A 12,144-nucleotide genomic window follows, 5' to 3' on the forward strand; every position below is an offset into this window, starting at 1 on the left:
CACCTGTAATGGTTGATTTATTCATGCAATCGTCTGGCTCCCGTAAATCCCGTCGCTGGTTGATCAGTTTGCTGGTCCTGTTGGTCATCGTCGCCTTGTGCTGGTGGTTCTGGCCTGCGTCCACTTCCGGCAAGGGGGCCGAGAGCAACAAGAAGCCCGCTACAAGCGGCATGGCAAGGCCCGGCTTCGGCGGATCGGCTGTGGCGGTCCCGGTGCGTGTGGCCCCGGCTACCGAAGGTGATTTTCCGATCTACTACAAGGCACTTGGCACCGTGACGGCGATGAACACCATCAATGTGCGCAGCCGCGTGGCGGGGGAGCTGGTCAAGCTTTATTTCCAGGAAGGGCAGATGGTCAAGGCGGGTGATCTGCTGGCTGAAATCGATCCGCGCAGCTATCAAGTGGCGTTGCAGCAGGCCGAAGGTACGCTGGCCACCAACCAGGCGCTGCTCAAGAACGCTCAGCTCGACGTGCAGCGTTACCGAGGCTTGTTTGCCGAGGACAGCATCGCCAAGCAGACCCTCGACACTGCCGAGTCGCTGGTCAACCAATACAAGGGCACCATCAAGACCAATCAGGCTGCCGTGGCTGACGCAAAACTCAACCTGGACTTCAGTCGCATTCGTGCCCCGATTGCCGGGCGTGTCGGCCTCAAACAGCTGGACGTGGGTAATCTGGTTGCCGCCAATGACACCACGGCACTGGCGGTGATTACCCAGACCCAGCCTATTTCCGTCGCATTCACGCTGCCTGAAAAGGACCTGTCGAAAGTTATTTCCCGCTACCGCACCGGCGACAAGCTGCCGGTCGAAGCCTGGGACCGTGGCGATACGAAGATGCAGGCCACCGGCGTACTGGCCAGCCTCGACAACCAGATCGACGTGGCTACCGGCACACTGAAGTTCAAGGCGCGTTTCGATAACAGCGACGAGGTCCTGTTTCCCAATCAGTTCGTCAATATACGGCTGCGCGCCGACACGCTGAAAAAAGTCACGCTGGTGCCGACGGCTGCCGTGCAGTTTGGCACCGACGGGACCTTTGTCTACGTGCTGGACGGTGACAAGAAGGTCAAGCTCAAACTGCTGAAGACCGGCCCGAGCGACGAGACATCCACGGTGATTACCGAAGGTCTGGCAGCCGGCGAGCGGGTGGTGCTCGAAGGCACCGACCGTCTGCGCGACGGTGCCGAAGTCGAAGTCGTCAACGACAGCAAGGAAGTCCCGGCTGGCCCGGCTCAGAAGCTGCAAGGCAAGCCTGACAGCAAGACCGACAAGTCGGCGGCGCTCGGCAAGGTGGAAAAACCAAACGTATGAACATGTCGCGCCTGTTCATCCTGCGTCCGGTTGCCACCACACTGAGCATGTTGGCAATCGTCCTGGCGGGTCTGATCGCCTATACCTTGCTACCGGTTTCGGCGTTGCCCCAGGTCGACTACCCGACCATCCGGGTGATGACCCTGTACCCGGGTGCCAGCCCGCAGGTGATGACCAGTTCCGTGACTGCGCCGCTGGAACGTCAATTCGGACAGATGCCCGGCCTGACACAGATGGCCTCGACCAGCTCTGGCGGTGCGTCGGTCATTACCTTGCGCTTCAGCCTTGAAATCAATATGGATGTCGCCGAGCAGCAGGTGCAGGCAGCGATCAACGCGGCCACCAACCTGCTGCCAACTGACCTGCCAGCGCCTCCGGTCTACAACAAGGTCAACCCGGCCGATACTCCGGTTCTGACCCTGGCGATCACTTCGAAAACCATGTTGTTGCCCAAGCTCAATGATCTGGTCGATACGCGCATGGCGCAGAAGATCTCGCAGATCAGCGGTGTCGGCATGGTCAGCATTGCCGGCGGGCAGCGTCAGGCGGTACGGATCAAGGTCAATCCGGAGGCGCTCGCCGCCAACAGCCTCAACCTGTCCGATGTGCGTACCCTGATCAGCGCCTCCAACGTCAACCAGCCGAAGGGTAACTTCGACGGGCCGACCCGGGTGTCGATGCTGGATGCCAACGATCAGCTGAAGTCTCCGGAGGAGTACGCCAACCTGATTCTGGCTTACAAGGATGGCGCACCCTTGCGCCTGAAGGATGTCGCCGAAATCGTCAATGGTGCCGAAAACGAGCGGCTCGCGGCCTGGGCCAATCGGAGCCAGGCGGTGCTGCTGAATATTCAGCGCCAGCCGGGCGCCAACGTGATCGAGGTGGTCGACCGGATCAAGGCGTTGCTGCCGTCGATCACCGAAAACCTTCCGGCGGGGCTCGACGTCGTGGTCCTGACGGACCGCACGCAGACGATCCGCGCGTCGGTGACCGATGTTCAGCACGAATTGCTGATCGCGATCATCCTGGTGGTGCTGGTCACGTTCCTGTTCCTGCGTCGTTTCAGCGCGACGATCATTCCTTCGATCGCCGTTCCGCTGTCGCTGGTAGGCACGTTCGGCGTGATGTACCTGGCCGGTTTCTCGGTCAACAACCTGACGCTGATGGCCATGACCATTGCCACAGGTTTCGTCGTCGATGACGCCATCGTCATGCTGGAAAACATCTCCCGGCATATCGAAGAAGGCGAGACGCCCTTGCAGGCCGCGCTCAAGGGCGCGAAGCAGATCGGTTTCACCCTGATCTCCCTGACCCTGTCACTGATTGCGGTATTGATCCCGCTGTTGTTCATGGCCGACGTGGTAGGGCGGCTGTTCCGCGAGTTCGCGATTACCCTGGCGGTCGCGATATTGATATCGCTGGTGGTCTCGCTGACCCTGACGCCAATGATGTGCGCACGCTTGCTCAAGCGCGAGCCCAGGGAAGAAGAGCAGAGCCGCTTTTACCGCGCCAGTGGTGCCTGGATCGACTGGCTGATCGACATCTACGCGGGCAGGCTGCGCTGGGTGCTCAAGCATCAGCCACTGACCCTGCTGGTCGCTTTGGCCACCCTGGCATTGACGGTGCTGCTGTACATCGTCGTGCCCAAAGGCTTTTTCCCGGTGCAGGATACCGGGGTGATCCAGGGTATTTCGGAAGCGCCACAGTCGGTCTCTTTCGCGGCGATGAGCCAGCGTCAGCAGGCACTGGCCGACATCATTCTCAAGGACCCGGCAGTGGTCAGTCTGTCGTCCTACATCGGTGTCGACGGTGACAATGCCACGCTCAACAGCGGGCGTCTGCTGATCAACCTCAAGCCTCACGGAGCGCGCGACCTGACTGCGTCCGAGGTGATCCAGCGCCTGCAGCCAGAGGTCGACAAACTGTCGGATATCCGTCTGTTCATGCAGCCGGTGCAGGATCTGACCATCGAAGACCGGGTCAGTCGCACCCAGTATCAATTCAGCATGTCGTCGCCCGACGCCGAGCTGCTGACGTTGTGGAGCGAAAAACTGGTAGACGCGCTCGGCAAGCGGCCCGAACTGAGGGATGTGGCCAGCGACCTGCAGGACAAAGGTTTGCAGGTGTACCTGAACATCGATCGTGATGCGGCCAGCCGGGTCGGGGTCACGGTTGCGAACATTACCGATGCGCTGTACGACGCATTCGGTCAGCGCCAGATATCCACCATCTATACGCAGGCCAGCCAGTACCGCGTGGTGCTGCAGGCTGCGTCGGGCAGTGAACTCGGCCCGGCGGCGCTCGAGCAGATCCACGTCAAGACCACCGATGGCGCACAGGTGAAGCTGTCGAGCCTGGCACGTGTCGAGCAGCGCCAGGCGCAGCTGGCCATCGCTCACCTCGGGCAGTTTCCTGCAGTGATGATGTCGTTCAACCTGGCACCCGACATCGCCTTGGGCAAGGCGGTGAAGGTGATCGAGCAGGTCGAGCAGGAGATCGGCATGCCGATTGGCGTGCAGACCCAGTTCCAGGGCGCTGCCGAAGCGTTTCAGGCTTCGTTGTCCAGCACGTTGCTGCTGATTCTGGCGGCGGTGGTCACCATGTACATCGTGCTGGGCGTGCTCTACGAGAGCTACATTCACCCGATCACCATCCTCTCGACCCTGCCGTCGGCCGCGGTGGGGGCCTTGTTGGCTCTGCTGATCAGCGGCAACGATCTGGGGATGATCGCGATCATCGGCATCATTCTGTTGATCGGTATCGTCAAGAAGAACGCGATCATGATGATCGACTTCGCGCTCGACGCGGAGCGCAACCGCGGTGTTGCGCCCGAGCAGGCGATCTACGATGCGGCGCTGTTGCGCTTCCGGCCGATTCTCATGACCACCCTGGCAGCATTGTTCGGCGCCATCCCGCTGATGCTCGCCAGTGGCTCCGGCGCCGAATTGCGGCAACCACTGGGGCTGGTGATGGTCGGCGGGCTGTTGCTCAGCCAGGTGCTGACACTGTTCACCACTCCGGTCATCTACCTGTATTTCGACCGCCTTGGCCGTCGCTGGAGTCGCAAGCCTGCCGACCCGGACCGACAGGAACGGGCTGACGCATGAACCTCTCAGCGCCGTTCATCCGCCGCCCCGTCGCGACCGTTCTGCTGAGCCTGGCGATCATGCTGCTGGGCGCGGTGAGCTTTCGCCTGTTGCCGGTGGCACCGTTGCCGAACATGGACTTCCCGGTGATTGTGGTTTCGGCCAGCCTCGCCGGCGCCAGCCCTGAGGTGATGGCGTCCACGGTGGCCACGCCGCTGGAGCGTTCGCTGGGCAGTATTGCCGGTGTCAACACCATGACCAGCAATTCAAGCCAGGGCACCACACGGATCATTCTGCAGTTCGATCTGGATCGCGACATCAACGGCGCTGCCCGGGAAGTGCAGGCGGCGATCAATGCCTCACGCAACCTGCTGCCCAGCGGGATGCGCAGCATGCCGACCTACAAGAAGGTCAACCCGTCGCAGGCGCCGATCATGGTCTTGTCGATGACGTCGACGGTGCTGGAAAAGGGCCAGCTTTACGACCTGGCGTCCACCATCCTGTCGCAGAGCCTGTCACAGGTTTCCGGGGTCGGCGAAGTGCAGATCGGCGGCAGCTCGCTGCCTGCTGTGCGTATCGAGCTGGAGCCGCAGATGCTCTCCCAGTATGGCGTATCGCTCGACGACGTGCGGACTGCGATCACCGGCGCCAACGTAAGGCGACCGAAGGGGTTTGTGGAGGACGACCAGCATAACTGGCAGGTGCAGGCCAACGATCAACTGGAAACCGCCAAGGATTATGCGCCGCTGATCATTCGCTACAAGGACGGAGCGACCTTGCGCCTCAAGGACGTGGCGAAAGTCAGCGACGCCGTGGAGGACCGTTACAACAGCGGCTTCTACAACAATGACCGTGCCGTGCTGCTGGTCGTCAACCGCCAGGCGGGCGCCAACATCATTGAAACCGTGGCGCAGATCAAGGCGCAGTTGCCAGCGTTGCGAGCGGTGCTGCCGGCCAGTGTCAGCCTCAATATCGCGATGGACCGCTCTCCGGTGATCAAGGCGACGCTGCACGAAGCCGAAATGACCCTGCTGATTGCCGTGGTGCTGGTGGTGATGGTGGTGTTCCTGTTCCTCGGCAGTTTTCGCGCCTCGCTGATCCCCACCCTGGCGGTTCCGGTATCGCTGGTCGGCACCTTTGCGATCATGCACCTGTTCGGCTTCTCGCTGAACAACCTGTCACTGATGGCGTTGATCCTCGCCACCGGTCTGGTGGTGGACGACGCCATCGTCGTGCTGGAAAACATATCCCGGCATATTCACAACGGCCTTGACCCCATGAAAGCGGCTTTTCTGGGCGCCAAGGAGGTCGGGTTCACCTTGCTGTCGATGAACGTCTCGCTGGTCGCGGTGTTCATTTCCATCCTGTTCATGGGCGGTCTGGTCGAAAGTCTGTTTCGCGAGTTTTCCATTACCTTGTCAGTGTCGATCATCGTCTCGCTGATCGTGTCCCTGACCCTGACGCCAATGTTGTGCGCGCGCTGGTTGAAGCCACGCGAAGCCCATGGGGAAAACGCCTTTCAGCGCTGGAGCGAGCGGGTCAACGATCGAATGGTGGCAGGCTACGACCGCTCGCTGGGCTGGGTGATGCGGCATCGAAGGCTGACGCTGCTCAGCCTGCTGATCACCGTGGTGGTCAATATCGCGCTGTATGTGGTGGTACCCAAGACCTTTCTGCCGCAACAGGATACCGGGCAACTGATGGGTTTCGTGCGCGGTGACGATGGCCTTTCGTTTTCGGTCATGCAGCCGAAAATGGAGACCTTCCGCCTGTCGATTCTCGCTGACCCTGCGGTGGAAAGCGTTGCCGGTTTTATCGGTGGCAGCGGTGGCACCAATAACGCTTTCATGATCGTGCGCCTCAAGCCGATTGCCGAGCGCAAGCTGTCTGCCGAGAAAGTGGTCGAGCGCCTGCGCAAGAACATGCCGCATGTGCCGGGCGGCAGGCTGTTCCTGGCACCGGATCAGGACCTGCAACTGGGCGGCGGTCGCGAGCAGACCAGTTCGCAGTATCAATACATCGTGCAGAGCGCTGACCTGGGCAGCCTGCGTCTGTGGTACCCGAAGATCGTCGCAGCGCTCAAGTCGATACCCGAGCTGACCGCCATCGACGCACGGGAAGGGCGCGGAGCACAGCAGGTGACCCTGGTGGTCAACCGTGACACGGCCAAGCGGCTGGGTATCGATATGAACATGGTCACGGCGGTGCTCAACAACGCTTACAGCCAGCGCCAGGTATCGACCATCTATGACAGCCTCAACCAGTACAAGGTGGTGATGGAGGTCAATCCAAAATACGCCCAGGACCCGGTGACGCTGGAGCAGGTCCAGGTGATTACCGCAGACGGGCAGCGCGTACCGCTGTCGAGTATCGCCCATTACGAGCGCAGTCTGGCCAACGACCGGGTATCGCACGACGGCCAGTTCGCCGCTGAAAACATTTCCTTCGATCTGGCCGAAGGGGCCAGTCTCGACAAGGCCACCGTGGCGATAGAGCGGGCGATTGCCGCCATCGGGCTGCCGTCCGACATCATTTCCAAAATGGCCGGGACCGCCAATGCCTTCGCCTCGACGCAGAAGAGTCAGCCGTGGATGATCCTCGGTGCGTTGCTGGCGGTGTACCTGGTGCTGGGGATCCTCTACGAAAGCTACATTCATCCGCTGACGATCCTTTCGACGCTTCCGTCCGCAGGGGTTGGCGCATTGCTGACGATCTATGTGCTGGGCAGCGAATTCAGTCTGATCTCCCTGTTGGGGCTGTTCCTGCTGATCGGCGTGGTCAAGAAAAACGCGATCATGATGATCGACCTTGCCTTGCATCTGGAACGCGAACAGGGAATGACGCCGCAAGAGTCGATCCGCAGTGCCTGCCTGCAGCGTCTGCGGCCCATTCTGATGACCACGATGGCCGCCATCCTGGGGGCTTTGCCGCTGCTGCTGAGCACCGCCGAAGGCGCTGAAATGCGCAAGCCGCTGGGCTTGACCATCATCGGCGGCCTGATCTTCAGCCAGGTCCTGACCCTCTATACCACTCCGGTGGTTTACCTTTATCTCGACCGTCTGCGCCATCGTTACAACAAATGGCGTGGCGTGCGCACCGATGCTGCTCTGGAAACTCCGCTATGACCGAACGCCTGGCATTCACCTCCCGCCCGACAGGGCTGATTCGTCCATTCGCGCTGGGGCTTTGTGTGGTGCTGCTCAGCGCCTGCGCTGTGGGTCCGGATTACCAGAAGCCGTCTATGGCCGCACCCGCGCAGTTCAAGGCTGCGCAGGGCTGGCGTACGGCGACGCCGAGTGACGGGATGGCCAAAGGTGCGTGGTGGGAGGTGTACAACGACCCGCAACTGAACGCTATGGTCGAGCGCCTGAACACGTCCAACCAGACCGTCGCCCAGTACGATGCGCAGTATCGACAGGCACAGACACTGGTGCGCAGCTCCAGGGCTGCATTCCTGCCTACGCTTGACCTGACAACCGGCAAAACCCGCTCGGGGCAGGGCACAGGCACGTCGAATAGCGGCACGAGTGCCTCGGGGATTCGCAACAGTTACAACGCGCAACTGGGCGTCAGTTGGGAGGCCGATGTCTGGGGCAAGCTGCGGCGCGGGCTGGAGGCGGACACCGCCAATGCTCAGGCAAGTCTTGCCGACCTGGCCGCGATGCGCCTGAGTCTGCAATCGGAGCTGGTACAGAATTACCTGCAATTGCGCGTGATCGATGAACAAAAACGCCTGCTCGAATCCACAGTGGATGCCTATCAGCGCTCCCTGACGCTGACGCAGAACCAGTACCGGGCCGGTATCTCCGGAAGTGATGCTGTCGCGCAGGCGCAGACGCAGTTGAAAAGCACCCAGGCCGATCTGATTGATCTGGCCTGGCAGCGTGCGCAATTCGAGAATGCCATCGCGGTACTGATGGGCATGGCACCGGCAGACTTCAATCTGCCCGCCAGCACCTCGATTCCGCAGTTGCCGCAGATCCCGCCAGGCCTGCCTTCGCAGCTGCTAGAACGCCGACCTGACATTGCCGCAGCCGAGCGCTCGGTGATGGGCGCCAATGCCAACATCGGCGTCGCCAGGGCCGCTTACTACCCGGACTTCACGCTGAGCATGAGCGGCGGATACAGCAGCAGTACCTTTGCCAACTGGATCAGCCTGCCCAACCGCTTTTGGTCGGTAGGCCCGCAGCTGGCGCTGACCCTGTTCGACGGCGGCAGGCGCTCGGCCGAGGTTGATCGTACCGAGGCCGTGTATGACCAGACTGTTGCCCAGTACCGGCAGACCGTGCTGAACGGTTTTCAGGAGGTCGAGAACTATCTGGTTCAGCTCAAGGTATACGAGCAGGAGGCTGCGGTGCGCCAGGAAGCGCTGGTCTCGGCTCGTGATTCACTGCGCCTGACCAACAATCAATACAAGGCCGGGCTGATCGGCTATCTGGACGTCGTCAATGTGCAGGCGACTGCCTTGAGCAACGAACGCAGTGTGCTCAGCGTGCTGCAAAGCCGGTTGATTGCCAGCGTTCAATTGATCGCCGCACTGGGCGGGGGCTGGGATGCCGAGACAGGTTTGACGCTCCGGGAATAAGTATTTCGGGTTCAGAACGCAGATTTTCAGTGGAACTGTTCGCAGTAAACGAAAAAATAATAGCTATTAGCCAGCTTTGCGACCAAGTGCCGCGACATTCGGCCGCTAATGCGTACAATCACCCGCACAAGATCGGCATGGACGCGCTCATTGGTTTCCAGGTGCGTTTATGTTGATTGGCAGTTACATCCCCTCACTCGTCGTCATCTCGATTCTCGTCGCTATTCTTGCCGCCTATACGGCCCTCGATCTGGTTGGCCGCATCGTTTCGGCCAGGGGCCGTGCCGTTCATCTATGGATCGCAGGAGGCGCTGTCGCGATGGGCGTCGGCACCTGGTCGACGCATTTCATCGGTATGCTGGCGTTCGTATTGCCCATCGACCTGGGCTACGACGTGCCACTGGTGCTGCTTTCGCTGTTGATCGCCATCGGCTTTTCAGGGTTCGCCCTGTGGCTCGCCACTCTGCCGCGATTGCCGGCACTGCAACTGAGCCTGGGGTCGCTGTTACTGGGGCTTGGCATCAGCGCCACGCATTACACCGGCATGGCTGCAATGCGTATGCAGCCGGGCATCCAGTACACGCCGTGGCTGTTCGCGCTTTCGTTGGTCATTGCTGTCGTTGCATCCGCAGCAGCATTGCGCGTAGCCTTCCACCTTCGTCAGCAACGCCCGAAAGTCTACGTGTTGCGCGCCTCGGCGGCGCTGTTGCTGGGGCTAGCTGTCATCGGCATGCATTACACCGGTATGGCCGCTGCGAATTTTGCCGATGGCAGCTTTTGTGGTGCGCTGCCCCAAGGGTTGAGCAGTAACGGGCTGGACAGGTTCGTGCTGGTCGCCAGCCTGTCGATTCTGGGGATTGCGCTGTTCAGCTGTATTCTCGATTCGCATCTGGAAACACGTACCGCCGTGCTGGCCGATTCTCTGACGCAAGCCAATCTGGAACTGACCCACCTGGCCCTGCATGACAACCTGACCGGTTTGCCAAACCGGGCGTTGTTGACCGAACGCATCGATCAGGCAATGAAGAGGGCCACCGAGACGGGTGGCTGCTTTGCGCTGATGTTCATGGACCTCGATGGCTTCAAACCGGTCAATGACGCGTTCGGGCACCACACCGGCGACCTGCTGTTGCGGCAGGTCGCCTTGCGTCTTCGCAACAGCCTGCACCGTCGCGACACGCTGGCCAGAGTCGGCGGTGACGAGTTTGTCCTGCTGGTGGAGCTTCAACACCCTGAGGATGCATTGGCCGTTGCCAGACGACAGGTCAGTGAGGTCGGCAACCCGTTTATCATTAGCGAACATCAATTGCAGATTTCCCTCAGCATCGGCATCTGCGTGTACCCGGGCAATGGCAGCACCCAGCATGAGCTTCTGATCAATGCCGACGCCGCCATGTACCACACCAAGGCGGCCGGCAAGAACGGCTACAGCTTTTTCGATGTGTCGATGAACAGTAACGCCCGCAATCAGTTGCAGATGTCGCAGGATTTGCACAAGGCGATCAAGCACCGGCAGTTCTGTATCTATTACCAGCCCAAGTTCGACGCCATGACCGGACTGCCCGTAGGCGCAGAAGCGTTGCTGCGCTGGAACCACCCGGAACAGGGCGTCCTTGGGCCGGACCTGTTCATTTCCATGGCGGAGAAGACCGGCCTGATCATTCAGATCGGCGAGTGGGTACTGGACGAAGCCTGTCGGCAAATGCGTGAGTGGTACACGCAGGGATACTCGCACTGGCGCATTGCAGTCAATCTGTCAGCCTTGCAGTTCTGTCATGCCGGGCTGGTTACGGCAGTGGCGGACACACTGGCCCGGCATCAGTTGCCGGCCAACTGCCTGACCCTGGAAATCACCGAGACCACGGCCATGCATGATGCGGATGCCAGCCTGGCGGTGTTGCGAAGGCTTTCGGAAATGGGCGTGGACCTGTCGATCGATGATTTTGGCACCGGTTACTCCAGCCTGATGTACCTGAAACGACTGCCCGCCAATGAAATCAAGATTGATCGGGGCTTCGTCCGCGACCTGGAGCATGACACCGACGACGCCGCCATCGTCTCGGCCATCGTCGCGGTAGGGCAGGCGTTGAATCTGCGGATCGTCGCCGAGGGCGTCGAAACCGCTGTTCAGCAGCGCTTCCTGACTCACCTGGGATGTCACTCGCTGCAAGGCTTCCTGCTGGGTTATCCGTTACCGGCCGAGCAGTTTCTCGAAGAAATCCGCGCCGCCGAAGCGAAAGCTGCAGTGGAAGCGTCCGATACCGGGCAAGCGGCTTTCTGACGCGCGCAGATGGCGCTGGACGATAAAGGCTGTCACGATCCGAACCGGCTGGTTAACCTGCGAAGGTTGGCTGGATCCTGATGTAGGCCTTTGAAAAAAACGAGACACTCCATGGAAAAAGTCCTCATTATCACCGGTGGTTCGCGCGGGATCGGCGCTGCTACAGCGCGTCTGGCCGCTTCACAGGGTTATCGGATCTGCATCAACTACCTGTCGGATCATGCCGCTGCCGAAAAGACCGCAGGCCAGGTGAGGGCAATGGGCGCCAGGGCGATCACCGTGCAGGCCGATGTCAGCAACGAAGACGAGATCATGCGGCTGTTTGCCAGGGTCGACTCCGAACTCGGCCGGGTTACCCATCTGGTCAATAATGCGGGCACCCTGGCGCAGGCTTCCAGAGTCGAGGACATGTCGGAATTTCGCCTGTTGAAGATGATGATGAACAACGTCGTCGGCCCGATGCTGTGCAGCAAACATGCCTTGTTGCGCATGTTGCCGGCACACGGGGGGCAAGGCGGCAGCATCGTCAACGTATCGTCACTCGCGGCACGCCTGGGCTCGGCAGGCGAGTACGTCGACTATGCAGCATCCAAAGGAGCGCTGGACACCTTCACCATCGGGCTCTCCAAAGAGGTCGCGGCGGAAAACGTTCGCGTCAACGCGGTACGTCCGGGGTTCATCTTCACCGACTTTCACGCCCTGAGCGGCGATCCGTTCCGCGTCAGCAAGCTTGAGGGGGCATTGCCCATGGGCCGTGGCGGTACCGCCGAGGAAGTGGCCGAAGCCATTCTCTGGTTGCTGTCGGACAATGCGTCTTATGCCACGGGAACATTCATCGATGTGGCGGGAGGGCGCTAAAGGCGTCCATACTCGGGCAGA

The 12,144-nt window shown here is 60.7% G+C and carries 6 protein-coding genes; all 6 read left to right on the top strand.

Annotated features, from left to right (window positions below):
* The first annotated feature begins 8 nt into the window (after window positions 1-8).
* The 6 genes from AC54XV_RS13170 (at window position 9) to AC54XV_RS13195 (ending at window position 12,123) form a co-directional block, all read left to right on the top strand.
* Window positions 9-1,313: an MdtA/MuxA family multidrug efflux RND transporter periplasmic adaptor subunit gene (locus AC54XV_RS13170; protein WP_011267712.1), complete on the top strand. Its 1,305-nt coding sequence runs from the start codon at window positions 9-11 to the stop codon at window positions 1,311-1,313.
* Window positions 1,310-4,420 (top strand): MdtB/MuxB family multidrug efflux RND transporter permease subunit, encoded by a 3,111-nt coding sequence (locus tag AC54XV_RS13175; RefSeq protein ID WP_024659656.1) that lies wholly within the window; start codon window positions 1,310-1,312, stop codon window positions 4,418-4,420. The genes AC54XV_RS13170 and AC54XV_RS13175 overlap by 4 nt, the downstream gene beginning before the upstream one ends.
* Complete coding sequence (locus AC54XV_RS13180; protein ID WP_032653542.1) at window positions 4,417-7,524, top strand: efflux RND transporter permease subunit; 3,108 nt, start codon at window positions 4,417-4,419, stop codon at window positions 7,522-7,524. Before AC54XV_RS13175 ends, AC54XV_RS13180 begins: the two co-directional genes overlap by 4 nt.
* Complete coding sequence (locus tag AC54XV_RS13185) at window positions 7,521-8,984, top strand: efflux transporter outer membrane subunit (protein ID WP_058398596.1); 1,464 nt, start codon at window positions 7,521-7,523, stop codon at window positions 8,982-8,984. The genes AC54XV_RS13180 and AC54XV_RS13185 overlap by 4 nt, the downstream gene beginning before the upstream one ends.
* Before the next feature lie 169 nt (window positions 8,985-9,153).
* Window positions 9,154-11,265, top strand: coding sequence for a putative bifunctional diguanylate cyclase/phosphodiesterase (locus tag AC54XV_RS13190; RefSeq protein ID WP_058398597.1), 2,112 nt, complete (start codon window positions 9,154-9,156; stop codon window positions 11,263-11,265).
* 111 nt (window positions 11,266-11,376) lie between these two features.
* Entirely contained in the window at window positions 11,377-12,123 is a 747-nt protein-coding gene (locus AC54XV_RS13195) for an SDR family oxidoreductase (RefSeq protein ID WP_011267717.1), read from the top strand.
* Window positions 12,124-12,144 lie beyond the last annotated feature (21 nt).

The sequence above is a fragment of the Pseudomonas fragariae (ex Marin et al. 2024) genome (genome assembly GCF_059621105.1).